The sequence below is a fragment of the Pseudomonas sp. 7SR1 genome (assembly GCF_900156465.1).
Classification (GTDB): domain Bacteria; phylum Pseudomonadota; class Gammaproteobacteria; order Pseudomonadales; family Pseudomonadaceae; genus Aquipseudomonas.
Map to the genome: position 1 here is coordinate 71,699 of NZ_LT707064.1, position 24,607 is coordinate 96,305.

Annotated in this window: 27 protein-coding genes; 10 read left to right on the forward strand and 17 right to left on the reverse strand. The window is 61.4% G+C overall.

Annotated features, from left to right (window positions below; translation table 11 throughout):
• Positions 1-176 precede the first annotated feature (176 nt).
• The 4 genes from BW992_RS00330 to BW992_RS00345 form a co-directional block, all read right to left on the reverse strand.
• The gene (locus BW992_RS00330; protein WP_072398850.1) at positions 177-1,415 is read right to left on the reverse strand and encodes an RNA polymerase sigma factor; all 1,239 of its coding nucleotides are present in this window, start codon (positions 1,413-1,415) and stop codon (positions 177-179) included.
• Positions 1,415-1,891 (reverse strand): SRPBCC family protein, encoded by a 477-nt coding sequence (locus tag BW992_RS00335; RefSeq protein ID WP_072398851.1) that lies wholly within the window; start codon positions 1,889-1,891, stop codon positions 1,415-1,417. The genes BW992_RS00330 and BW992_RS00335 overlap by 1 nt, the downstream gene beginning before the upstream one ends.
• Before the next feature lie 27 nt (positions 1,892-1,918).
• Positions 1,919-2,263 carry a YciI family protein gene (locus tag BW992_RS00340; RefSeq protein WP_072398852.1) on the reverse strand — a complete coding sequence of 115 codons (345 nt, stop codon included), beginning with the start codon at positions 2,261-2,263 and terminating at the stop codon, positions 1,919-1,921.
• A gap of 67 nt (positions 2,264-2,330) precedes the next feature.
• Positions 2,331-2,765 (reverse strand): YybH family protein, encoded by a 435-nt coding sequence (locus tag BW992_RS00345; protein WP_072398853.1) that lies wholly within the window; start codon positions 2,763-2,765, stop codon positions 2,331-2,333.
• Between the two features lie 140 nt (positions 2,766-2,905).
• Between BW992_RS00345 and BW992_RS00350 the strand changes: the two genes are divergently transcribed.
• The gene (locus BW992_RS00350) at positions 2,906-3,391 is read left to right on the forward strand and encodes a GNAT family N-acetyltransferase (RefSeq protein WP_072398854.1); all 486 of its coding nucleotides are present in this window, start codon (positions 2,906-2,908) and stop codon (positions 3,389-3,391) included.
• Between the two features lie 9 nt (positions 3,392-3,400).
• On the opposite strand, the gene BW992_RS00355 is transcribed toward BW992_RS00350, so the two are convergent.
• Positions 3,401-3,889, reverse strand: a complete 489-nt coding sequence (locus tag BW992_RS00355) for a GyrI-like domain-containing protein (protein ID WP_072398855.1) — start codon at positions 3,887-3,889, stop codon at positions 3,401-3,403.
• 79 nt (positions 3,890-3,968) lie between these two features.
• Positions 3,969-4,631 (reverse strand): LysE family translocator, encoded by a 663-nt coding sequence (locus BW992_RS00360; RefSeq protein WP_076405257.1) that lies wholly within the window; start codon positions 4,629-4,631, stop codon positions 3,969-3,971.
• A 206-nt stretch (positions 4,632-4,837) separates the two neighbouring features.
• Between BW992_RS00360 and alaC the strand changes: the two genes are divergently transcribed.
• Positions 4,838-6,055, forward strand: coding sequence for an alanine transaminase (gene alaC / locus BW992_RS00365; RefSeq protein WP_072398857.1), 1,218 nt, complete (start codon positions 4,838-4,840; stop codon positions 6,053-6,055).
• Between the two features lie 73 nt (positions 6,056-6,128).
• Here alaC and BW992_RS00370 read toward each other — a convergent pair whose 3' ends face one another.
• Positions 6,129-7,481 (reverse strand): GntP family permease, encoded by a 1,353-nt coding sequence (locus BW992_RS00370; protein ID WP_076405259.1) that lies wholly within the window; start codon positions 7,479-7,481, stop codon positions 6,129-6,131.
• A gap of 92 nt (positions 7,482-7,573) precedes the next feature.
• Positions 7,574-8,107 (reverse strand): gluconokinase, encoded by a 534-nt coding sequence (locus tag BW992_RS00375; protein WP_072398858.1) that lies wholly within the window; start codon positions 8,105-8,107, stop codon positions 7,574-7,576.
• Positions 8,108-8,323: 216 nt separating this feature from the next.
• Between BW992_RS00375 and BW992_RS00380 the strand changes: the two genes are divergently transcribed.
• The 3 genes from BW992_RS00380 (at position 8,324) to BW992_RS00390 (ending at position 10,785) form a co-directional block, all read left to right on the forward strand.
• Positions 8,324-9,355 (forward strand): LacI family DNA-binding transcriptional regulator, encoded by a 1,032-nt coding sequence (locus tag BW992_RS00380; RefSeq protein WP_076405261.1) that lies wholly within the window; start codon positions 8,324-8,326, stop codon positions 9,353-9,355.
• Between the two features lie 167 nt (positions 9,356-9,522).
• On the forward strand, positions 9,523-10,074 hold the full coding sequence (locus BW992_RS00385; protein ID WP_076405263.1) for a hypothetical protein: 552 nt from the start codon (positions 9,523-9,525) through the stop codon (positions 10,072-10,074).
• A gap of 288 nt (positions 10,075-10,362) precedes the next feature.
• Entirely contained in the window at positions 10,363-10,785 is a 423-nt protein-coding gene (locus BW992_RS00390; RefSeq protein WP_076405265.1) for a GNAT family N-acetyltransferase, read from the forward strand.
• Positions 10,786-10,901: 116 nt separating this feature from the next.
• Here BW992_RS00390 and def read toward each other — a convergent pair whose 3' ends face one another.
• From def to BW992_RS00405, 3 genes are all read right to left on the reverse strand, one after another.
• Complete coding sequence (def, locus tag BW992_RS00395) at positions 10,902-11,441, reverse strand: peptide deformylase (RefSeq protein ID WP_072398862.1); 540 nt, start codon at positions 11,439-11,441, stop codon at positions 10,902-10,904.
• On the reverse strand, positions 11,438-12,388 hold the full coding sequence (locus BW992_RS00400) for a YihY/virulence factor BrkB family protein (RefSeq protein ID WP_072398863.1): 951 nt from the start codon (positions 12,386-12,388) through the stop codon (positions 11,438-11,440). The genes def and BW992_RS00400 overlap by 4 nt, the downstream gene beginning before the upstream one ends.
• 177 nt (positions 12,389-12,565) lie before the next feature.
• Positions 12,566-12,757, reverse strand: a complete 192-nt coding sequence (locus BW992_RS00405; protein ID WP_053146213.1) for a CsbD family protein — start codon at positions 12,755-12,757, stop codon at positions 12,566-12,568.
• Positions 12,758-12,951: 194 nt separating this feature from the next.
• Between BW992_RS00405 and BW992_RS00410 the strand changes: the two genes are divergently transcribed.
• Complete coding sequence (locus tag BW992_RS00410) at positions 12,952-13,329, forward strand: hypothetical protein (protein WP_072398864.1); 378 nt, start codon at positions 12,952-12,954, stop codon at positions 13,327-13,329.
• Between the two features lie 97 nt (positions 13,330-13,426).
• On the opposite strand, the gene fadD1 is transcribed toward BW992_RS00410, so the two are convergent.
• Entirely contained in the window at positions 13,427-15,118 is a 1,692-nt protein-coding gene (fadD1, locus tag BW992_RS00415) for a long-chain-fatty-acid--CoA ligase FadD1 (RefSeq protein WP_072398865.1), read from the reverse strand.
• A gap of 372 nt (positions 15,119-15,490) precedes the next feature.
• Positions 15,491-17,179: a long-chain-fatty-acid--CoA ligase FadD2 gene (gene fadD2, locus BW992_RS00420; RefSeq protein ID WP_072398866.1), complete on the reverse strand. Its 1,689-nt coding sequence runs from the start codon at positions 17,177-17,179 to the stop codon at positions 15,491-15,493.
• Between the two features lie 374 nt (positions 17,180-17,553).
• On the opposite strand from fadD2, the gene BW992_RS00425 reads away from it, so the two are divergent.
• Positions 17,554-18,498, forward strand: coding sequence for an alpha/beta hydrolase (locus tag BW992_RS00425; protein WP_076405267.1), 945 nt, complete (start codon positions 17,554-17,556; stop codon positions 18,496-18,498).
• A 57-nt stretch (positions 18,499-18,555) separates the two neighbouring features.
• Entirely contained in the window at positions 18,556-19,026 is a 471-nt protein-coding gene (locus BW992_RS00430) for a MaoC family dehydratase (protein WP_003227420.1), read from the forward strand.
• A gap of 75 nt (positions 19,027-19,101) precedes the next feature.
• Here BW992_RS00430 and BW992_RS00435 read toward each other — a convergent pair whose 3' ends face one another.
• The 4 genes from BW992_RS00435 to BW992_RS00450 form a co-directional block, all read right to left on the reverse strand.
• Positions 19,102-19,965 carry an efflux RND transporter periplasmic adaptor subunit gene (locus BW992_RS00435; protein ID WP_072398868.1) on the reverse strand — a complete coding sequence of 288 codons (864 nt, stop codon included), beginning with the start codon at positions 19,963-19,965 and terminating at the stop codon, positions 19,102-19,104.
• Positions 19,966-19,975: 10 nt separating this feature from the next.
• Positions 19,976-20,182, reverse strand: coding sequence for a DUF1656 domain-containing protein (locus BW992_RS00440; protein ID WP_003198565.1), 207 nt, complete (start codon positions 20,180-20,182; stop codon positions 19,976-19,978).
• Positions 20,169-22,169: an FUSC family protein gene (locus BW992_RS00445; RefSeq protein ID WP_076405269.1), complete on the reverse strand. Its 2,001-nt coding sequence runs from the start codon at positions 22,167-22,169 to the stop codon at positions 20,169-20,171. Before BW992_RS00445 ends, BW992_RS00440 begins: the two co-directional genes overlap by 14 nt.
• A gap of 232 nt (positions 22,170-22,401) precedes the next feature.
• A complete protein-coding gene (locus tag BW992_RS00450; RefSeq protein ID WP_072398870.1) occupies positions 22,402-22,866 on the reverse strand; it encodes a ferritin-like domain-containing protein in 465 nt (154 codons plus the stop codon).
• Between the two features lie 206 nt (positions 22,867-23,072).
• On the opposite strand from BW992_RS00450, the gene BW992_RS00455 reads away from it, so the two are divergent.
• Together BW992_RS00455 and BW992_RS00460 are read left to right on the forward strand one after the other, a co-directional pair.
• Positions 23,073-23,309, forward strand: coding sequence for a DUF3820 family protein (locus tag BW992_RS00455; protein WP_072398893.1), 237 nt, complete (start codon positions 23,073-23,075; stop codon positions 23,307-23,309).
• An 11-nt stretch (positions 23,310-23,320) separates the two neighbouring features.
• Positions 23,321-24,508: an aminotransferase class V-fold PLP-dependent enzyme gene (locus tag BW992_RS00460; RefSeq protein ID WP_076405271.1), complete on the forward strand. Its 1,188-nt coding sequence runs from the start codon at positions 23,321-23,323 to the stop codon at positions 24,506-24,508.
• Positions 24,509-24,607: the final 99 nt, after the last annotated feature.

Genomic DNA, 24,607 nt, shown 5'->3' on the forward strand with positions numbered 1-24,607 from the left:
GAGACTGGCTGGTCTACCGTTATCGCAAGCTAGCTCGCTCCCACTGTGGTTTCTGGTATTTCAAAAATGCGAGATCAGTCATCGCCCCCCTTGCTCGCGATGGGGGCATCTCAGTCGATGTGTCTGGTCTTCCGCCATCGCCAGCAGGCCCGCTCCCACAAGGGGGTCACTGTGGTTCATGACTGCAACCCCGCAAGCCGTCCTTCGATAAACCGCCGTTCCGGCAATTGCTGCGTCAATTCAAGGGCACGTCGATAAGCCGTCCGCGCCTCATCCATCCGTCCCAATTGCCGACAGAATTCGGCCCGCGCCGAATAGGCCAAGTGGTAGTCGAGCAACTCGCCACGCGCCAGGATCGCGTCGATCAAGCCCAGGCCGGCCGCCGGTCCGTCGCGCTTGGCCAGGGCGGCCGCACGGTTGAGTTCGATCACCGGCGATGGCATCGCCCGCAGGAGTACATCGTATAGCCCGACGATCTGCGGCCAGTCGGTGTCCGCTGCGTTGGGGGCTTCGGCGTGGACCGCGGCAATCGCCGCTTGCAGGCAATAAGGTCCGAACCGACGGGTATTCAATGCGGCTTCCACCAAGGCACAGCCTTCGGCTATCAATTGCGCGTCCCACAAGGAGCGGTCCTGCTCATCCAGCAGGACCAGCTCACCAGTGGCCGAGGTGCGCGCCGGCCGCCGGGACTCGTGCAGCAGCATCAACGCCAACAACCCCATGACCTCGGCTTCCGGCAACAGCTCCATCAACAGGCGCGCAAGGCGAATGGCTTCGCGAGTCAGGTCATCCCGAGTCAGCTCGGCCCCCATCGAAGCCGAATAACCTTCGTTGAACACCAGGTAGATCACCCGCAGCACACTGTCCAGCCGTTCCGGCAGCTCCGAGCGGGCGGGCACCTGATACGGGATTTTCGCATCGCGGATCTTCGCCTTGGCGCGCACGATGCGCTGGGCGATGGCCGCCGGAGCGGCGAGGAAGGCCCTGGCGATTTCCTCGGTGGTCAGGTCGCACACTTCCCGCAAGGTCAGCGGTACCTGGGCATCCGCCGCCAATGCCGGGTGACAGCAGGTGAAAATCAGCCGCAGACGGTCATCTTCCACGTCTTCGTCGCTCCAGTCGGCCTGCTCCAACGTCTCCAGCTGAGCGATCAGCATCGGCTGCGATGCCGCAAAGCGCGCCCGCCTGCGCAGGCTGTCGATCGCCTTGAAGCGCCCGGCGGACACCAGCCAGGCGCGGGGATTGTCCGGCACACCATCGCGTTGCCAGCGCTCGACCGCAATGAAAAAAGCCTCGTGCAGTGCCTCTTCCGCCAGGTCGAAGTCCCCCAGCAGGCGAATCAGTGTCGCCAGGATCCGTCGCGAATCTTGCCTGTAGACCTGCTCGACCCGCGCCTTGACCGCTTCGGCCGGCATCAGTCGGGCAGGCCCTGGGTGACCAATGCCTCGAGCCGATCCAGGCTCTGCCCCCAGCCCTCGTGGAACCCCATGGCCTCGTGGGCCTGACGGTCCTCTTCGTTCCAGTGCAAGGCGCGGGCGGTGTAGCGGGTCTTGCCGCCCTCTTCATCGAGCATCACCTCGGCGGTCATGAAGGCCTTGCCGGACGGCAGCCAGCCGGGGAGAAACGCATCGGTGAACACCAGCCGCTGCGGCGCGACGATTTCCAGGAACACCCCCATGGTGGGGTACTCGCTGCCGTCGGGCGCCCGCATCAACGTGCGAAACTGGCCACCGACCCACAGGTCCATCTCGCATTCCGGCGTGGTCATGCCGTGGGGGCCCCACCATTGGACCAGCAGGGCCGGTTCGGTCCAGGCACGGAAGATGTCCTGGCGCGGAGCGTCGATCAAGCGGCTGATGGACAGCTCGAAAGAAGCAGGCTTGAGGTTCATGAACGATATCCTGTTTGTGATTGTTGTTCAGGGGTTCAGTTGGCGTACCGGTCGGACTTCGACACAGCCGACCCGGGCCGCCGGGATATGGCCGGCGACCTGGATGGCCTCGTTCAAGTCCTTGGCGTCGATCAGGTAGAAGCCCGCCAGTTGCTCCTTGGTTTCGGCGAACGGACCATCGGTGATCGACAACTTGCCGCCGCGCATGCGCACCGTGGTGGCGGTCTGCACCGACTCCAGGGCTTCGGCGGCGATCATTCGCCCGCTGCCCTGGATCGACTCGGCATAGGCCATGCACTCGGCGTCCTCCGGGCTGTCGGGGGAGTTGTGCAGCACATGTTCGTTGCTATACACCAGGCATAAGTACTTCATGGAAAGCTCCGTGATCGAACCGATCAACGATGACGGCAGGCGAACGTAATGGTGAAAAAACCGACGATCAGGGCTGCAGATCGAAGAGCGCCGTACCGGCCATCGGGTCGAACGGCGCCGACCAGTGTTCATGGACGATCTTCCACTGTCCGGCCACGCGCCGGTAGCAGGCCGTCACACGCATCCAGCAGGCCTGCTCTTCGCCTTTTTCATTGGTGCCGCCGCAATAGGCCAGCCAGTGGGCGAAAGCGATGCTGTCCGCCGGAGTGATGCTGACCTGATGAAACTCGAACTTGTGCGGGCCGGGGCACATCTCCATGCAGGCCTGCCAATGCGCACGATAAGCAGTCTTGCCCTTGAATTGCAGGGCCTGGATGGCATCGAACGAAACGATGTCCTCATCATAGAGCGCCATGACTTTTTCCACGTCCTTGGCCATGACAGCCTGGCGATAGGTATCGATCAGGGCCTGGATTTCGGTTTCAGTGGCTTGGGTATTCATGCTGGTTCTCCGCGTTTTTTGTTGAAGACACCCCTTGTCGTCTGGAGCAACGGCAAATCGACAACCCAGACAAAAATAATTCAAGGAAAAATAACGCTAGAATCCCTGCCTCATTCTGCCAGCCGACAACGGACGCTTTCGTGACCGCTCAACTCGTCGCCTACGAGCACCTCACCGCTGGCCAGTGCCTGCAAGTGGAGGCGATCGAGGTTCTGCCCCACCAACTCAGGTTCGCCGGCGATATCCACGGTGCGCTGCATATGCTGCTGTCCAGGCCCTGCCCGGGGGTCAAGGGGTTCGCCCTGTTGGCCGATGACGTACCGGTGGCGTTCCTGCTCCTCAAGCGCCCACCGGCCCTGCCGGCCTGGGCCGATGAGCACAGCGCTACGCTACACGCCCTGCAAGTGGATCATCGGGCCCAGGGCAAGGGGCACGGCAAGGCCTGCCTGCGGGCGCTGCCCGCCGTGGCGCGAGCGGCCTGGCCGGAAATCAGGGGGTTGGAACTCTCGGTCGATGCCAGCAACGAATCGGCCATCGGCCTGTACACCCGGTTGGGCTGGGTTGACAGCGGCGAGGCCTACAAGGGCCTCGTCGGGTATGAGCGACGGATGGGCCTGGTACTCTGACCCAGCGCGTTACCTGACTTTGAGCGGTATCCAGATCTCCAGGCTGCCTTCCCCTGTCCTGGGGTTGAAGTCTTCACTGTAGCGCTCGAACTCCGGTTCGTCCGCCGCCTCATGCCCGGACTCGGGCAGCCATTGCTTCCAGATGTACTGGAACGTCTGCGGCAGCGTCTTCAGCGCCCCCCGGTGTTCGAACACCGCATAGTAGGCGGGCTGGATTTCGATCCAGCGGTATTGCTCCGGCAAATCGTCGAGTCGGCCGATCTCCACCCCGGCGATGTATTCGAATCCGCCCTTCCCGTCCGGATTGCAACATACGCCATAGGTCACGTCGCTTTTCTGCCCTGGCACATTACCGAGCCAGGGCAAGAACTTTTCCCAGAGCAAGGGGATATCCTGGGCCGTTTCCGGGGTAAAACGCGCACCGAAACCGGCAATGAGCTTGAAGTGTCCCTGTTCAAAGCGTGGCTCGGCTGTGTACTCGCGTTCGTGCTTTTCCATGCGTCAACACTCCGCAAAACATGAAGTCGGGCTTGGCAGTATAGAAGCCAAACCGTGATTGCCAGGGCCGTTTCGCTTGTCAGTGAACTGGCAGTACAGCCGCGGCAGCTCCACCGACGAACTCGTTGTAGCCAGAAACGATCACGTACACCGCGAAATAACAGAAGATCGCCGCGGATGCCCAATAGGAGTAACGCAGCAGCCTGTCCCCCAGCAATCTGCCGCCCTGGGTCGCTGCCAGGCACAAGCCTGCGCTCCACAGCAGCCCGGCGCAGAGGAACCCGCTGAGGAACAGCGCCGAGCTGAGTACCGTGCCGCCGCCTGAACGGGCGATGAGCGTGCCGCCCACGGCCGCGAACCAGAGGATGGCGCTGGGCGATGACATGGCCAGGAAAATCCCCCGCAAAAATTCCTGGCGCGACGAACTGTCCCGCGCCTCGCTTGCCTGCGCCAGCACTGCGTCGTGATAGATCGCCGAATGGATCATCTTGGCGGCGAAATACAGCAACAACACCGAGCCGCCGATCCAGAGGACCCAGCGTACCGCCTCGTATTGCAGCAGCACGGTCATGCCGGCCAGGGCCAGTACGGCGTAGATCAGGTCCCCCACACAGGTCCCCAGGCCCAGGGCAAACCCCTGGAAATAACCCCGTTGCATGGCCAGGGTGATCATCGCGATGTTGGCCACGCCGATATCCAGGCATAAGGACAGGCTCAGCAGGAAACCGCTGGAAAATTCCATTGTTCATTCCGTTCGAAAGTGTGAAACGAGTCGAGCTGGTCGCTGGCGCCTACAAAGGCCCGCGACCGGGCCGACAGTGTCGTCGAAAATAGTTGTCGGCCGCCACTGGACAATCGCCCCTGCCCACCCTTATCTTGCGCCGCAGGCCACCGCAGTGGCCAACGTCGCTCGGACGGTTCCGGGCGCTCACGTATCTCGAGGCAACAATGGCCGAACAAGGTTCGCCGCGCCGCTTTGCGCGCATCGATCGACTCCCCCCGTATGTATTCAATATCACTGCCGAGCTGAAGATGGCTGCGCGTCGGCGCGGCGAAGACATCATCGACTTGAGCATGGGTAACCCCGACGGCGCCACGCCCCCGCACATCGTGGAAAAACTGGTCACCGTCGCCCAGCGCGAAGACACTCACGGCTACTCCACTTCAAAGGGCATCCCACGCCTGCGCCGCGCCATTTCTCGTTGGTACAAGGACCGCTACGAGGTGGACATCGACCCCGAGAGCGAAGCCATCGTCACCATCGGCTCGAAGGAGGGCCTGGCCCACCTGATGCTGGCAACCCTGGACCAGGGCGACACGGTGCTGGTGCCCAACCCCAGCTACCCGATCCATATCTACGGTGCGGTGATCGCCGGCGCCCAGGTGCGCTCAGTGCCGCTGGTGCCGGGCGTGGATTTCTTCGCTGAACTGGAGCGGGCCATCCGCGGCTCGATCCCCAAGCCGAAGATGATGATCCTCGGCTTCCCCTCCAACCCCACCGCACAATGCGTGGAGCTGGATTTCTTCGAGCGGGTCATCGCCCTGGCCAAGCAGTACGACGTACTGGTGATCCACGACCTGGCCTACGCCGACATCGTCTACGATGGCTGGAAAGCCCCGTCGATCATGCAGGTACCGGGCGCCAAGGACATCGCGGTGGAGTTCTTCACCCTGTCCAAGAGCTACAACATGGCGGGCTGGCGCATCGGCTTCATGGTGGGCAATCCAGAGCTGGTCAGCGCCCTGGCGCGGATCAAGAGCTACCACGACTACGGCACGTTCACCCCGCTGCAAGTGGCGGCCATCGCCGCTCTGGAAGGCGACCAGCAATGCGTGCGCGACATCGCCGAGCAGTACCGCCAACGCCGCAATGTGCTGGTCAAGGGCCTGCATGAGTTGGGCTGGATGGTGGAGAACCCCAAGGCATCGATGTACGTCTGGGCCAGGATCCCCGATGCCTATGCACACCTGGGTTCGCTGGAGTTCGCCAAGAAGCTGTTGGCCGAGGCCAAGGTCTGCGTTTCGCCGGGAGTGGGTTTCGGGGAGTATGGAGACGATCACGTACGCTTCGCACTGATCGAGAACCAGGACCGGATACGCCAGGCCGTGCGTGGAATCCGCGCGATGTTCCGGGCGGATGGGTTAGTCTCGAAGACCAACGGCTAATACAGAAAAAAATGTGGCGAGGGAGCTTGCTCCTTCGCCACAGATGTTGTCCTGCGCTTATGTTGTGCTGTGCTTAGATCACCAGCGACAACAGCAGGATAAAGATCAGCCCCACCACGGACAGGATGGTTTCCATCGCCGTCCAGGTCTTGAAGGTTTCGGCCACGGTCATGTTGAAGTACTGCTTGACCAGCCAGAAACCCGCATCGTTCACGTGCGACAGGATCAGCGATCCGGCACCGGTGGCCAGGACCAGCAGCTCACGGTTCACACCCGGAATCATCCCTACCACCGGTACCACGATACCGGCACCGGTAATGGTTGCCACGGTCGCCGAACCTGTGGCGATACGGATCACCGCCGCAACCAGCCAGGCCAGCAGGATCGGAGAAATCTGCGCGCTCACGGCCATGTGGCCGATCACGTCACCCACGCCGCTGGTCACCAGCATCTGCTTGAAGCCACCGCCGGCACCGATGATCAGGATGATCGCAGCCGTCGGAGCGAGGCTGGCGTCCAGCCACTTCAGCATCTGGTTGGAACCGATGCCCTGCTTGTAGCCGAAGGTGTACAGCGAGAGCAGCAAGGCCAGCAGCAAGGCCGAGATCGGGTGGCCGATCATGTCCATCCAGACCCGGAAGAGGTTGCCGTCCGGCAGCGCCACATCTGCAAAGGTCTTGAGCAGCATCAGGAATACCGGCGACAGCACGGTGATCAGGGTGATGCTGAAGCTTGGCAGCTCGGCGGCATTCGTCTCCCGGGCCAGTTGGTCCACCAGCACCTGGTTCGGATGACCGGGAATGTGCTTGGCAATGAACGTACCGAAGATCGGCCCGGCGATGATGGCGGTCGGCAGCGCTACGATCAGGCCGTAGAGAATGGTCTTGCCGATATCAGCGCCGAATATGCCGATCGCCAGCAACGGCCCCGGATGCGGTGGTACCAGGCCATGGACGGCGGAAAGACCGGCCAACAGCGGAATACCGATCTTGATGATCGATACGCCGGTGCGGCGCGCGACGATGAACACCAGCGGGATCAACAGCACGAAGCCGATTTCGAAGAACAGCGGGATGCCCACCAGGAACGCGGCGAACATCATGGCCCATTGCACCTTTTCCCTGCCGAAGGCGCGGATCAGGGTCTGGGCGATCTGATCGGCCCCACCCGATTCGGCCATCATTTTTCCGAGCATCGTACCCAGCGCGAGGATGATGCCGACAAAGCCCAGCACCCCACCGAAGCCGTCCTGGAACGCCTTGATGATAGTGCCGGTCGGCATGCCCGATGTCAGGCCGAGGAACGCGGCGGCGATGGTCAGGGCAATGAAGGGATGGAACTTGAATTTGGTGATGAGGACGATGAGTCCGATCACCGTGACCACTGCATCCAGCAGCAGGAACGTCTCGTGGGACATGCCAAACATGGGGGGTGTCTCCTGATTTGTTGTTGTTATTGAAGCAGTTATTCGTAAGTCATCGGGACAGCGCTGTCTTTCTGACGCAAATTTGTTGCCGGTCAGCTGGCGAGCTTGAGGCCGTGGGCCACCCACCAGACATAAGCCTCACGTGCCAGCTCGTCGACGCTGTGGCTGGATGCATCCAGGGCCAGGGTCAGTGGCTCGCCGACAGGCGACTCGAGGGTGGCGAACTGGCTATCGATCAGGGTCGACGGCATGAAATGGCCCGGACGATGGGAAACCCGGTCGGCAGCCACTTCAGGCGTGAGTTCGAGGAATACGAAGCCCAGGCCCGGCAAGGCGCTGCGCAAGCGTTCGCGATAGCGATGCTTGAGGGCCGAACAGGTCAACACCGGGCGTTCGCCCCTGGCATCGACACGACGCAGCTCTTGGCACAGGCTGTCGAGCCAGCCGGCACGGTCGTCGTCGTTCAAGGGAATACCGGCGCTCATCTTCTGGATGTTGGCCGCAGGATGGAAAGTGTCGCCTTCGATGGCAGTGGCGCCGCTCAACTGGCACAGGGCCTGGCTGACGCATGTCTTGCCGCAACCGGCAACGCCCATGATGACCAGGGCGGTGATGGGATTGTTCATGTAACACCTCAGCGCGCAGACAGCGCTACCTTTGCCAGGTATGACACCAATGCAAAAGCAGAAGTTGCCGACGCCTTCTTGTCATTTTTGTAGTTGCAGCATGTTCGTTCACGACAACCGCGCCACGAGGATCAGGCCAACCCCGTTCACGCATTTGCAGCCACGTCGAGACAGCGCTACCTTAGTGCCTTGATTTTTGTTTGGCAAGCCACCCCGATGACCGCCCCTAAAAACGATAAGAATACACGCACCACCGGCCGCCCTACGCTCAACGAAGTCGCGCGCCTGGCCGGGGTCAGCCCCATCACTGCTTCCCGCGCCCTGCGAGGTGTCAGCACGGTCGCCACCGAACTGGTGGACAAGGTCCGCCAGGCCGCGGTGGAACTCAACTATGTCGTCAACCCCGCCGCCCGTGCACTGGCGTCGGCCCAGAGCCATTCGGTGGTGGTACTGGTGCCATCATTGTCCAACCTGCTGTTCATCGACACCCTGGAAGCCATTCATCGCGTGCTCAGGCCCAAGGGGTTCGAAGTGGTGATCGGCAACTATCACTATTCCCGGGACGAAGAAGAAGACCTGCTGCGCAACTACATGGCCTATCAGCCACGAGGCTTGCTGCTGACCGGTTTCGACCGCACCGAAAGCGCCCGACGCATGATCGAGGCCAGCAACATCCCCTGTGTCTACATGATGGAACTGGACCCCGGCGCGGGCCTGAACTGCGTTGGCTTCTCCCAGCTCAAGGCCGGCGAGACCGCGGCCGAACATCTGATTTCCAGAGGCCGCAAGCGCCTGGCCTACATCGGCGCGCAGCTTGACCAGCGCACCTTGCTGCGCGGCGAAGGCTTTCGCCGGGCCCTGCAGAAAGCCGGATTGTACGACCCGGACCTGGAACTGCTGACACCAAGACCGTCGTCGGTGGGCCTGGGCGGCGAATTGTTTCTTCAACTGCTGGCCAGCCATCCGGATGTGGATGCGATCTTCTTCGGCAACGACGACCTGGCGCACGGCGCCCTTTTCGAAGCACTGCGCTGTGGCATCAGGATTCCCGAGCAGATCTCGGTGCTGGGCTTCAACGACCTGCCCGCTTCGGCCCACATGGTGCCGCGCCTGAGCAGCATCAGCACACCGCGGGAAGCCATCGGGCAACGCGCCGCCGAACAGATGCTGACATTGATGGCCGGAAACCGGATTGCCCAGCCAGTGGTGGACCTGGGTTTCGAACTCAAGATCCGCGAAAGCACCTGACCCTCTGCGCGAGCGGTCATTGCCGTGGGGCCCTGCCGCAGGGCGGCAAGGATTGGCCGCCCGGTCTGCGCCCACCTTAGCTGCAGGGCACGGATTGCGGGGGCCGCCGGAGCCGGCATGGGAATTGCTCCTGCCCACCGCTCAGTCATTACCTACAGGTGTGAATCATGTTGGTCAGTGCAAAACAGCAAATGATTAATCTGCCCCTCAGGCGCGTGGAGGAGGATCCCGCCACACAGGCCGCCAGTGGCCTGCAAAGTGCGGCACTGCAGGCGTTGCGAGACAACATCCAGGCCCAGGCCAGCCAAGGCAGCGCCCAGGTCCAGGAATCCATTACTCGCCAGGCCACGCAGCAGGTCAACGCCAGCACCGCTATCAGCGACAACGTCGATGAGGCCTTCGCCAAGACTCGCATACAACTGCAAACCGTGGCGTCCGAGGATGCCCGGGCCAACCTGTCCGACAGTCCGGCGATGCAGGCCTTCAAGGACTACATGAGCAAAACGCCTGAGGAACGCCTGCGCGACAGTATTCTTGAGGAAATGGGCATTACCGAGGAGGAGTTCGAGGCGATGCCGCCCGAGAAACAACTGGCGGTCAGCCAGGAAATTGCCCAGCGCATGCAGGACAAGTCGGCAATGGCGCAAGTCGAGAAAGCCCAGGCGAAACACCCGGACGACAAGGCCCAGGCCGTGGATACCTTCCTCGCCGCCCTCTGATCCCGGGCGCTTGCCTGCTGCCTTGAGCGAGGGGAACGCCCTCGCTCACACCCGGGGCCCGCCGAGACGGGCCACTCAATGACCGAACAGATTCACCTTCTTGACCTTTTTGTCAGCGCGTTTTTCATCGGCGGTCTTCGCCGGTTTTTTCTTTACCGCCTTTTTTGAATCCATGCCTTTGGCCATGATACGTACTCCACTTATACGGGATGTGGAACCAGGTATACACCTATCGCCGCACTCGCGTTCTTTTATAATCGCCCTCCCCTTATTTCCCGGCGCCCGGCCATGACTGAAATCCGCTACCTGCAGCTCGAAGCCCCGCTGTGGCCGCTGATGAACAAGTTCTACCGCACCCATCAATCGTCGATGAAAGCGGTGCGTGAGGCCCAGCTGTGGGTAGCGCGGCGGGATGAAATCGTCGCGGCCCAGTGCTTGCGCTCGGTGCCAGGCGGGCGTTGGTTGACCGGGCTGTTCGTCGATCCGGCGTACCGCACGCAAGGCATCGCCGCACGCTTGATCGCCGAAGCCATGAAAGGCTTGGAGGAGCCGGTGTGGCTGTTCTGTCATCCAGACTTGCGCGATTTCTATGAGCGGCGCGGGTTCAGCTTCGATCCGGCGCTGCCTTATGCGATGGCCGAGCGCCTGAGCCGGTATGCCCGCAGCAAGCCGATGATTGCGATGGGGTGGGAGCCGCAGCGCCCTTGCTGAGGTCCGACGCAGATCCAACGTGGGAGCGAGCCCGCGATAGCGTCAGGTCTGCTGCATCAATGCCAACCGACACTGCAACCGCGAGCAAGCTCGCTCCCACAGGGTTCGCTGGGGCATCAATCGTCGGCCGTCGGGTCCAGGTCCGGGAACATCACCTCAGTGAAGCCGAACTTGGTGAAATCGGTGATTCGCGAGGGGTACAGGCGACCGATCAGGTGATCGCACTCATGCTGCACCACCCGCGCGTGGAAACCGGAGGCCATCCGCACGATCGGCTCGCCCTTGGGATCGAAGCCTTCATAGCGGATGTGCTGGTAACGCTCCACAGCCCCACGCAGGCCCGGTACTGACAGGCACCCTTCGAAGCCCTCCTCCATCAACGGGCTCAGCGGCGTGATCAGCGGGTTGATCAGGATGGTCTGGGGCACTGCCTCGGCATCGGGATAACGCTCGCTGTGCTCGAAACCGAAGATCACCAGTTGCAGGTCCACACCGATCTGCGGCGCCGCCAGCCCGACACCACCAACGCTTTCCATGGTCTGGAACATGTCGTCGATCAATTGCCACAACTGCGGACTGTCGAACATGTCGACAGGCACCGGCGGAGCGATGCGCAGCAGGCGTTCATCGCCCATTTTCAGGATTTCACGAATCATGGTCGGGCTTCGTCAGGGTGGGGGTGATGGATGGAATGGTCGCGCCCAAGGCCCGACACATGCTGTTTTTCGTGCTGGCCAGGGCTCTTTTCCCCAGGGTCCTTGCCCTCGGAAGACATGTGCTCGATCACCGCATTCATCTCTGCGCCGAGCAACAGCACCGCCGAAGAAATATAGAAGTACAGCAACAGCACGATGATCGCACCGATACTGCCATACATGGCGTTGTAGTTGGCAAAGGTCTTGACGTAAAACGCAAAGCCCAGGGAAGCGATGATCCACACCACCACCGCCAGCACCGAACCCGGCGTGATGAAGCGAAACTCCTGCTTGACGTCGGGCATTACGTAATAGATCAGCGCTACGGCCACCATCAGCAGGAAGACGATCACCGGCCAGCGCACGATGGTCCAGACCGTGACAATGAACTCCTCCAGCCCCACCTGCGCCGCGATCCAGCCCATCACCTGCGGTCCGAGCACCATCAACGCCGCAGCCGCCAAAAGCATGCCGGCGATGCCGACCGTGTACAGAATCGACAGCGGGAAGCGTTTCCAGGCCGGACGCCCTTCCACCACGTCGTAGGCGGCGTTCATCGCACTCATCATCAAGCGCACACCCGCCGAGGCGGTCCACAAGGCAATGACGATACCCACCGACAACAACCCACCCTTGGATTGCTGCAACTGATCGATCACCGGGTTGACCTGCTCCAGGGCCTGGGGCGGCAGCACCAGCTCCGATTGCAGGCGCAGCCAGGAGAAGAAATCCGGCAGGTGCAGGAAGCCGATCAAGGCGATCAGGAAGAGAATGAAGGGGAACAGCGAAAACAGCATCTGGTAGGCCAATGCCGAGGCGTAGGTCGACATCTCGTCGTCGAGAAACTCGGTCACGGTACGCATCATCACACGATGAAGGGGTAAGCCTTTCAAGGCCGGAAACATCATGTGCGTCTCCTTTCGCCGCAAAAAAAGGAAGGTCGCCTGGCGACTCATGGGGTTGTTATCCAAGACAAAGTAACCTGTTTGGCGACTTTGGAACAATTTCCCAGGTGCAAGTTCGAGCCGACATGAAAACGGCCACCCGCAGATGGCCGTTCCAATCGTTTTTTCACGACAGCCCGGTTAAGCCTCGTCGACGCCTTTCTTGAGCGCGTCCTTGGCCTTGCCTGCGGTTTGCTGGGCCTCACCTTTTTTCTCTTGCACTACGCCCTCGGCGCGCATGCGGTCGTTATCGGTGGCCTTGCCGACGCCTTGCTTGATGTTGCCGACAGCTTCGTTGGCAACGCCCTTCACCTTATCGCTCGTGCTACCCATGATGTCTCTCCTGTGAACAACGGTACGAAAAGTCATTACATAAGGGTTGACCGGGGCCGTTTGCGGGGAGTTTCATTTTTCGGCGGCATATTTCATCGTCGAATGCAGGTTGCGCTTTATGTTTGCCGACCAACCCCCGAGAATGCCCCATGTATTCGGGCTGCGGCCTGAAGCTCCAATCCCGTAGGAATGTTATGAAACTCGATAAGAAACAGGCCATCGCCCGCAGGAACCAGGAACTGGGCGGTGCCGTACTGGGCGTCAATAATTGCCACTTCAGCGAATTGAACCGCAACCGCAACATCTTCTGGTTCAACATCCCGGTGACACGCCTGGCCGTCGGTCAGTACGAATGGGTCCATCTGTTGCTGCACACTCCGGCCACTGACGAGCTGCTGCACTTGAAGGTACCGACCGTGTTCCTGCGGGAAAAGATGGAAGGCCTGGAAGTACGTAACCAGGGCAAGCGCAAGGCAGCCCTGAGCCTGGAGCTGAGCGCCGACAAGGACTCTTACCTGCAGGACATGCGTCCTGGAGGCACCAATCTGGATTTCGCACCGTTCCGGTTGTAACCCACCGCCGATGACCGTCCCCACAAAGACGGTCTCGCTTCAGGTAATCGCCCAAGAAAAAGCCCCGCTTCGGCGGGGCTTTTGTCTGGCGGCAATTCTACTTCTTCACACCCAGCTTCCTGAGTTCCTCGTCACGCAACTCGCGCCGCAGGATCTTGCCCACGTTGGTCGTTGGCAGCGCGTCGCGGAACTCGACAGCCTTGGGCACCTTGTAGCCAGTGACGTTGGCACGCATGTGCTCCATGACCTGTTCCTTGGTCAGCGTGGCCCCCGGACGGACGACGATGAAAATCTTGATCGCCTCGCCTGACTTCTCGTCCGGTATGCCGATGGCGGCGCATTGCAGCACCCCCGGCAGGGTCGCCAGCACATCTTCCAGTTCATTGGGGTACACGTTGAAACCCGAGATCAGGATCATGTCCTTTTTGCGATCCACGATACGCATGTAGCCGTCCGGCTGGATCAGCGCGATATCGCCCGTCCTGAGCCAGCCTTCGCTGTCGAGGATCTCATCGGTCGCCTCCTGGCGCTGCCAATAGCCCTTCATGACCTGCGGCCCTTTCACGCACAGCTCGCCGATCTCGCCCAGCGGTTTTTCCACGCCCGCGTCGTCGATGATCTTGCACAGGGTCGACGGCACCGGGATCCCGATAGTCCCGATCTGGATGTTCTGGATCGGGTTGACCGTGGCCACCGGACTGGTTTCGGTCATGCCGTAGCCTTCGCAGATCGGGCAACCGGTCACTTCCTTCCAACGCTCGGCCGCCGCCAGTTGCAAGGCCATGCCGCCGGACAGGGTGATCTTCAGTGCCGAGAAGTCCAGCTTGCGGAAGCCTTCGTTGTTGCACAGGGCCACGAACAGCGTATTGAGGCCAACGAAACCGCTGAATTTCCACTTCGACAGTTCCTTGACCATCGCCGGAAGATCCCGCGGGTTGCTGATCAGGATGTTGTGGTTGCCGATCAGCATCATCGCCATGCAATGAAAGGTGAACGCATAGATGTGGTACAGCGGTAGCGGCGTGATCAGCACTTCGCAACCTTCATTGAGGTTGGAGCCCATCAACGCCTTGCACTGCAGCATGTTCGCCACCAGGTTGCGGTGGCTGAGCATCGCGCCCTTGGCCACGCCGGTGGTGCCACCGGTGTATTGCAACACAGCCACATCGTCGCTGGTGGGGTTGGCTTCGTTGATTGGCTGGCCGTGGCCCTTGCTCAGCACATCGTTGAACTTGACGGCCTTGGGCAAGTGATAGGCCGGAACCATCTTCTTGACGTACTTGATCACGCTGTTGATCAACAGACGCTTGAGCGGCGGCAGCAGGTCGGCGACTTCAGTGACAATGACGTGCTTGACGCCGGTCTTGGGCACCACGGCCTCGGCCAGGTGCGCCATGTTCGCCAGGCATACCAGCGCCTTGGCGCCGGAATCGTTGAACTGGTGTTCCATCTCCCGCGCGGTGTACAGCGGGTTGGTGTTGACCACGATGAGGCCGGCGCGAATGGCGCCGAACACGGCCACCGGATACTGGAGAACGTTAGGCAGTTGCACGGCGATTCGATCGCCAGGCTGCAAATCGGTATGCTGTTGCAGATACGCGGCAAAGGCACCGGACAATTCGTAGAGTTCACCGTAGGTGATTGTCTTGCCGAGGTTGCTGAATGCCGGCTTGTCGGCGAAGCGTTGGCAGGACTGCTTCAACACCGCCTGAATATTCGGATACTCGTCTGGATTGATGTCGGCAGCAATCCCAGCTGGGTACTTATCCTTCCAAAAGTCTTCAATCATGGAAGCCCACTCCTCAGCAACGCGAATTCTCACCGCATTTGATGCGATTATTATTGGTGTGTGTTTGTTGGTGAATCTGGCTTGAATCAAGGCCGAGAAGTCACAAAAGCGCGCCGAGAGTAGCAGCTTTGCCAAGGGCCGACCAGAGCCAAAATAGGCCCAATCAGTCATTAATCCGACTCAAGAATATTCAATGGTCACTTTTAGAGTAAAAATTCTAAGCACCATCGAATCGATCTGAACATAAGAAACCGTGGGAGCGGCCTTGCTCGCGAAAGCAATGGACCCGCCACCCTCGGGCTGACCGATCCACCGCCTTTGCGAGCACGTTCGCTCCCACCAGTTGTTTCTACCGGACGATCTTTGCAGGCGTCAGGCGATATCGCGTAGCTCGCGCCGCAGGATCTTGCCCACCGGCGTCATCGGCAACGAATCCCGTAGCACGATGTGCTTGGGAATCTTGTAGCCGGTGAAGTTTTCCTTGCAGTAGGCCTTGAGTTCTTCGAGGCTCACGCCCGCCTCCCGAGCCACCACGAACAGCTTCACCGCCTCCCCCGAACGCTCGTCCGGCACGCCGATGACCGCGCAGCTGGCGACCTTCGGGTGGGCCATCACCACGTCTTCGATTTCGTTGGGGTATACGTTGAAACCCGAGACGATGATCATGTCCTTCTTGCGATCGACGATACGCACGAAGCCGTCCGGGTCGATGACCGCAATGTCGCCGGACTTGAACCAGCCTTCGTCGTCCAGCACCTCGGCGGTGGCCTCGGGTTTGTTCCAGTAGCCCTTCATGATCTGCGGGCCCTTGATGCACAGCTCGCCGCGTTCGCCCAGGGGTTGTTCGACACCCTCGTCGCTGATGACCTTCATGAGGGTGCCGGGCACTGGCAACCCTACCGTACCCAGGCGGGATTTGGAGCCATAGGGGTTGGTGCAGGCCACGGGAGAGGTTTCGGTCAGGCCATAGCCTTCGGTGATACGGCAGCCGGTCAGCTGTTCCCAGCGCTCGGCGGTGGCCTTGACCAGGGCGGTGCCGCCGGAATTGGTGAGCTTGAGGCTGGAGAAATCCAGGCTCTTGAAATCCGGGTGGTCCATCAGCGCCACGAACAGGGTGTTGAGCCCCAGCAATGCCGAGAAACGCCAGTTCTTCAGTTCCTTGATGAAGCCGCCGATGTCCCGTGGATTGGTGATCAGCACGTTGTGGTTGCCGGTGACCATCATGCACATGCAATTCGCGGTGAAGGCATAGATGTGGTACAGCGGCAATGGCGCGATCATTACCTCCTGACCTTCGCGCAGCAGCGGATGGCCATCGTCGCCGAACTGCCCCAGGCACGCCCGCGCCTGTTGCATGTTGGCCACCAGGTTGCCGTGGGTCAGCATCGCGCCTTTCGCCAGCCCGGTCGTACCACCGGTGTATTGCAGCACCGCGATGTCATCGAGGCTGACCTTCAGCGGCCTGATGCCCTGGCCGCGCCCCAGGCGCAAGGCGCTCTTGAAGGAAATGGCCTGGGGCAGCGAATAGGCCGGCACCATCTTCTTGACCTTGCTCACCACGGTATTGACCAGCCACCCCTTGGCGGCGGGCATCAGGTCGCCCATCTTCGCCTCGATCAGGTATTGCAGGTCGGTGTCGGGCAGCACCTCCTGGACCTTCTGGCCGAACAGGTTCATATACACCAGCGCCCGGGCACCGGAATCCTTGAACTGGTGACGCATTTCCCGCGGGGTGTACAGCGGGTTGGTGTTGACCACGATCAGCCCGGCGCGCAAGGCGCCGAACACAGCGATCGGATATTGCAGGACGTTGGGCATCTGCACCGCGATACGATCGCCTGGGGCCAGGTCGGTGTGGGCCTGCAGGTAGCCGGCGAACGCCGCACTGTAGCGCTCCAGCTCGGCATAGGTCAGGGTCACGCCCATGTTGCTGAACGCCGGACGGTCGGCGAACTTCTTGCAGGAACGCTCGAACACCTCGATGACCGATTTGTAGGCCCCCAGGTCGATGTCCGAGGGCACGCCGGCCGGGCGCTTGTCATTCCAGAAATCAGGCTGCATTGTTTTTGTCCTCTTTACCTGAACCTATCCCGGGGCCGCTTGCCTATCGGGCGAAGCGGAGCTCTTGGGACACTAGCAGCTATGGCCAATCAGGCAAATATGGCAACTTGCGTCATAGATTGTGTGAATCTTCCTGCCTCGTGGTTTGTGTGGTTAGTCGTCAGTTCAAATTCGGATGCCGGACGCCCTTGGCCAAGGCAACGCGGGATGTGGAGGTGGCCAGGCATCCGAAGTTGACTGACAGGACGGGCCACACAGAGCCTGAGCGTGGACACTGATCAGGCGAGACGCAACGGATGCGCTATACAATGCAGCGACGCCTGTGTGATTCAGTGCATGTCCCTGTGTATGACCCCTCGTGTAAAGGAAGCGCCATGATCCACCAAACGTTCTGGCTGCCCGCGACTGACCATAGCCACCTGTTCGTCAACCAGTGGCTGCCCGAAGGCGCACCCCGGGCGGTGGTCATGGTGGCCCACGGCATGGCCGAGCACAGCGGTCGCTATGCACGCCTGGCCCAGGCCCTGTGCAACGAAGGCTATGGCGTGTACGCACCGGACCTGCGTGGCCACGGGCGCACCGCGGGGGGCGGGATCCTGGGCCATTACGCCGACCAGGATGGCTGGGCCAAAGTGGTCGGCGACCTGGCCAGTCTCAACCAGCACATCGGCCAGCAGCACCCCGACACCCCCCTACTGCTGCTCGGCCACAGCATGGGCAGCTATATTGCCCAGGCCTATCTGCTGCATCACAGCGCGAGCCTGCATGGCGCGATCCTCAGCGGTTCCAACTTCCAACCCGTGGCGCTTTACCGCGCCGCCCGCCAGATCGCCCGTTTCGAAAGCTGGCGCCAGGGGGCGGCCGGGCGCAGCGCCCTGATCGAATGGCTGTCGTTCGGCAGTTTCAACAAGAAATTCAAGCCGGCCCGTACCCCTTTCGACTGGCTCAGCCGGGATCCGAGCGAGGTGGACAAATACATCCAGGACCCGTTGTGCGGCTTTCGCTGCACCAACCAATTGTGGGTGGATCTGCTCGGCGGGCTGCAGCAGATCAGCAAGGCGTCCAATCTCGCCCAGATCGATCCGGGCCTGCCACTGCTGATAATGGGCGGCGAATGTGATCCGGTGAGCGAAGGCAAGCGTCTGAAGGATCTGGCCGATGTCCTGCGCGACGCCGGCAGCCGGAACCTGCAATTGAAGATCTACCCCCAGGCCCGGCACGAATTGTTCAACGAAACCAACCGCGATGAAGTGACGGCCGATGTGCTGGCCTGGGTTGCCCAGGCGCTGAGTCATAAACGCCCGCAACGAAGCGAATAGTTTTTCATACAGCCTGTAGGCTGTGTTTCTTTTTACCCATCTCAGGATTTCAGACAGATGACCCAGGTTACCAACATCCCTTACGAAGCCCTCGAAGTTGGCCAGACCGCCAGCTACAGCAAGACCGTCGAGGAGCGTGACATCCAGCTGTTCGCTGCGATGTCGGGCGATCACAACCCGGTGCACCTGGACGCCGAGTTCGCGGCAGCGAGCATGTTCAAGGAGCGCATTGCCCATGGCATGTTCAGCGGGGCATTGATCAGCGCGGCGGTGGCGTGCGAGTTGCCAGGGCCAGGCACTATTTACATCGGCCAGCAGATGAGCTTCCAGAAGCCGGTGAAAATCGGCGACACCTTGACCGTGCGCCTGGAAATCCTGGAAAAGCTGCCGAAATTCCGCGTGCGCATCGCCACTCGCGTGTTCAACCAGCGCGACGAACTGGTGGTGGACGGCGAGGCCGAGATCCTCGCGCCGCGCAAGCAACAGACCGTGACGCTGCCGACATTGCCGGCGATCAGCATCGGTTGATTACCACGACCCAAAGCGAATGACAGGTGGCGAGGGGATTTGTCTCCTCGCCACAAATGACCGTTGTGCGATGAGCTATGGCTGGTCTTCGCGCACCTGCACGCTCGCCGTCATCCCGGCGCTCAGTGTCACGCCTTCCGGGACCTTGTCCAGCTTGATCCGCACCGGAATCCGCTGGGCCAGGCGCACCCAGTTGAAGGTCGGCTCGACCTCCGCCAGCAGTTGTGTGTCCGGATTGGTATTGCGGTCGGTGATGCCGCGACTGATGCTTTCCACGTGGCCTTCCAGCGCATGGCCTGCGCTCATCAGCCAGACCTTGACCGGATCGCCCACGCGAATCCTCGGCAATTTGGTTTCCTCGAAATAGGCCTGCACATAGAACGTCGAGTCGTCGATCAGCGCCATGACCGGCTGCCCGGCGTTCACATAGTTGCCTTCGGCCAGCCGCAGGTTGGTGATATGGCCGCTGCGAGGCGCCAGGACCTGGCTGCGGGCCAGGTTGAGTTCGGCGACCTTGGCTTCGGCCTGGGCCTCACGCAGCTCGCCCCGGGCGATGCCTGCATTGATCTGGGCATTTTCACGCAGTTCGGCACTGATGGCCTGTGGCCCCAGGGCCGCGCGACGACTGGCTTCGTGCTCGCGCAGGTTCAATTGCTGCTGGCGGGTCTGGACCACGGCCCGGGCCTTCTCTACCGCAGCCTCGAACCGCTCGCGGTCGATGCTCAACAGCAGGTCGCCAGCCTTGACCTGCTGGTTATCCACAGCCTTGAGTTCGCGCACCCAGCCGGACACGTCGGGGGCGATCACCACCACGTCGGCACGGATTCGCGCATCCCGGGTCCAGGGCGTGAGCATGTAGTACTGCCACAGGTGAAACCCGGCGAAGATCGCCACCGCCACCACGCTCAACGTGACGGCGACTCGTACGGAGGTCCGCATGTTCAACTCCTTATAACGGCCCGAGGACCACAGTAATGACAGTCAGGACGCAGACATACAAGGCGCAGTCGAACAGCGCCTCATGCCAGATCCAGCGCCCGGCCGGCACGAGGCTGAGCAACAGGCGCAACGCACCGGTCACCAGCAGCGCCAGCACCACATAAATCAGGAACGGGCTGAGCAACACCCCGCCGATCGACCACTCACGCAAGCCCATGGCTGTGCTCCTGGCTTTGGGATTCGTGCTGGCGGCACCAGGCGCGCCAGCTGTTTTGAAGTTGCACCACCGCCCCTTGGGCCAGCTTCAACGCATCACCAGGCGGTTGGCTCGCCAGCGCTTGCAGGAACTCGGCGCTTGCTGGTGCCAGCGCTTCGGCCCGATCACCGGACGGGCCGCGCTCAAGTACCTGCTCAAGTGCGTCCAAGTAACGGGTCTGCGCCAGATTGTCCGGGATCTGGGCCACCGCCAGGCTCAATCGCAGATGCAGCAGCTCATCGCCGATGTCCAGGCCCAGCAGGCCGTCGTCCCAGCGGCTGCGCGCCGGCACCGGCAATTCCGGATAATGCCTGGCCAGTTGCAACAGTCGATCGGCCATGCGCCCGCCAAACCAGCTCTCGGCACCACGCAGGTTGCGGTGGGTCAGGCGCACCAGATCGTCCAGGGTCGCCGCCAGCAAGCGCCGGCTATGCCAGGCCGGGTCACGCAGGATCAGCAGCTTGAAGGCCAGCACCGCCGCGCCCACGCCGATCATCATCGCCTGGGCACTGTTGAAGAACGCCGCCACGTCGTACTTCATGGCGTTGAGCGGCGACACCAGCACGATAAAGTGCAGGCAGAACGAGGTGGCCGTGGCGAATATCGGTGGCTTGGCCATGCCCAGCGCCCCCAGGAACAGCGGAACGCCCATGGCCAGGCAGAGCATGGCGAAACTGCTCCATTGCGGCAGCAGGATCTCGCCGATCACGAAGGCCGTCGGCACGGCCAGCAGGATTCCCCGCAGGAAACTCATGCCGATCTGCGCGCCGTTTTCGCGACTGGCGAACAGGCTGCAAACCACGCAAGTGAGCAAGAGTGCGCCGGATGCGGCCGGCCAGGCGGTCGCCAGCCAGAAACTGGCGACCGTCAGGAACGCCAGGGCACTGCGGGCCCCGAATACCATGGCCAGGGACAGGTCGCGATGGGGTGCGAGGGTTCGCGGTGGATCGGCCGCCTCCCTGCCCTCCTCTACCGCCTTCAGCGCGGCGCAAGCGGCCAGGGCGGTGTCCAGCAGCAGGGCGAAACGGGCCAGGCAATAGCTCTGCGCCGGACTGATGCCCGGATCGTTCGAGGCATCCATGACCCGCGGCCGCAACGCCCGCAACGTCGAGCTGTCGGCATCGAGGGCTTGGCGCACTTCATTCATCCAGGGCTGCAGGGCCTCGGCCTCCTGCGGCTCGAGCTGCTTCCACTGCCGGCGCACCGAACGGGACATGCGCAGCAGCATCAGCAATTTCTGGCTCAAGCCGCTGATGGCCCGGGCCCGCTGACGGCCAAGGCGACCTTCGAACCAGGCGTGCTCACGCTGGGCATCCACCGCGACGATCTTGCCGAGGATCTCCAGCAAGCCTTTTCGCGCCTGGGCGTCACCGGCCAAGGTGGCCCGTGCCGCCTGCATGCCACTCTGCCAGGCGGTAAGGGCCTGGACCGCCAGTTGCTGCTCGACCCGCAGCGGCCAGAGCAACGCACTGGCGGCCGTGGCACAGACAATGCCCAGGCTGATCTCGGTACAGCGCGCCACGGCCTGGTCGAACACCGTCAGCGGATGGGAGATGGCGGGCAAGGCGATGATCGCGACCGTATAACCGGCCAGCACGAACGAATAGGACCAGGCGCTGCGCAGCAGCGTCGAACAGGCCGTGCACAGGCCCAGCCATAACGCGAGCGCCAGCAGGAACAGCCAGGGGGCCTGGGCGAACAGGCCCATGAACACCACCGACATCGCGGTGCCCACCAAGGTCCCGAGCAGCCGTGCCAGGCCCTTCTGCACCACCATCCCGGACAACGGCTGCGCCACGATGAACGCAGTCATCAAGGCCCACGAAGGCTGTTCCAGGCCCCAGCGCAACGCCAGCCATAGCGCCAGTCCGCCGCCCAATACGGTTTTGATGGCGAACTGCAGAGCGAGACGGTCCGGGGCGAACAAGGCCTGTAGGGTAATGGGCACGCAGGAAACTCTTCAGGGTTTGCGATAACAATAGTGCAAGGATGTGAGACAGCAGGCGTAATTATTAGCTAGCTACCTATATCAGTCCATAGGCTATTGACTCGATATTGGACAACACACCGTTACACGACGGTTCCCAAAACCCCGGGACGCGCTTCGCCAAACCGTTGGCGGTCGTACCAGCCATAAAAAAACGCCAGGCAAGCTGGCGTTTTTTTTTCAGGGCACGGACTTAGCTGGCTTTCGCCTGGTTACGCAGCGCCTTGACCTGGTCATGGTTGCGTTGCACACCGTGGTACTGACGCTCCACCAGATCGCGGATGCCCACCAGGTTATGCTTGTTGATCTTCTCCATGGCTTCCCTGTAGGCCTTGAGGGCATGGTCTTCGCCGCGTTCGGCTTCGTTGAGCACGGCCTCTTCGTCCTTGCCGGTGAACATGGATTTGACGTCCACCCAACGGCGGTGCAAGTCACCGGCCACGCTGGTGGAAGTTTCCGGGTCGCCGCCCAGGGAACGAACGGCCGCTTGCAGCTCGGTCGCGGCAGTGGCGCAATCGGCGGCGCGCTGGACGAACAGGGCCTTGAGTTGTGGGTGCTTGATGTCTTCAGCGCAGGTCTTGAAGCCTTCCTGACCGTCCTTACTGGTCTGGATCAGGTCATTCAGGACGGAGATGGCTTCTTTGTTCATGTCAGTCATTTTTCAATTCCTTTGCTTGGTTAATAAAAAACCTGCAAGGACTGTTGCATCGGCCATGCCAGCCCTAAACCAAAGAAATCTCCATTTAAAATCAATCAGTTAGCAAAAACCCTCAAATCTGTATCCGCGTTATTTGCATGATCTGTCATTTGGCCTGCATGCAGAATGCCTGTATTTTCAAACCTGCCCGAATCAAGACGACTGCCATGAATCCGCAAAACCTGGAACTGCTGGTCACGCGCCAGATGCCCTACGGCAAATACAAGGGTCGAATCCTGGCTGACCTGCCTGGCCAATACCTGAACTGGTTCGCCCGGGAAGGTTTTCCCCACGGTGAATTGGGTGCCTTGCTGGCGCTGATGCAGGAGATCGATCACAACGGTCTGTCGGACTTGCTCGATCCGTTGCGCATCAAACACGGCAAGCCCAAGCCCCGCCCCTGAAAGAGCCCGCCATGCCCGAGAACACGCTACGCGCCCACGATGAAGCATTCTGGCAGACCTTTGTCGGCCGCTACGATGTCGACCCCAACGGGCCGCTGAACCTGGAGAACGGCTACTTCGGTCGCATGTCGCGAACCGTGGTGGAGGAATACCAGCGCAATATCGAATTCATCAACCGCAGCAACTCGCTCTATGTGCGGCAGTATTTCGACCAGGAACATGGCGATGCGATACGCCGCCAGGTGGCGGAGCTGATCGACGTCGCCCCGCAAACCGTGGCGCTGACCCGCAGCGCAGTGGATGCCCTGCAATCGTTGATACGCAACTACAACCGACTGGTGCCTGGCGACCAGATCCTGATCTGCGACCTGGAATATCCATCGGTCAAGAGCGCCATGCGCTGGCTGGCTCGCCAGCGTGGCGTGGAGGTCATCGAACTGGTCCACCAGCATCCCGCCAGTTTCGAGAGCCTGGTGGGAACCTATCGCGAAGCGTTCATCCGCTACCCGCGCCTGAAGCTGATGACGCTGACCTACGTGAACCACCTGACCGGGCTGGTGATGCCGGTCCAGGCAATCGCCGAGGCGGCCCGGGAGTTCGACGTCGACATCATTCTCGACGGCGCCCATGCCTTGGGCCAGATCGATTTCGATATCAAGAAGCTGGGCATCCACTTCGCCGGATTCAATCTGCAGAAATGGATCGGCGCGCCCCTGGCCTTGGGCTTCCTGTACATTGCCCCACATCGGCTGGCCGATATCGACCCGGATATGGACGATGAAAGCCACCCGGCAACCGACATCCGTGCCCGTACCCCGCACAGCATGCCCAACATCCCGGCCCTGATGACCCTGCCCCTGGTGTTCGAAGAGCACTATGCCCTGGGCGGAGCCCTGGCCAAGGGCGCGCGGCTCGGTTACCTGCGCAACCTGTGGGTGAATGCCGTGCGCGATCTACCGGGTATCGAAGTCATGACTCCGGATGACCGGCGCCTCTACTGCGGCATCACCTCGATGCGCTTTACCGCCCGGGCAGACCAACAGGCGATGGCCGATCGGCTGCTCAACGACTACGGGATCTTCACCGTGGTGCGCAACACCAGCGTCGGCTCCTGCATCCGCATCACTCCTGGCCTGATCACGCTGGCGAGCGACATCGAGCGGTTGACCCAGGCCTTGATCGAGCTGAACCCTATTTAACGACTCGCGCCGTCTTTTGTGGCGAGGGGACTGATCCCCTTGCCACAGAAGACTGTGCCTGTTCAGAGAGTTCGGGCAAAAAAAAACGGTGCGCCGACC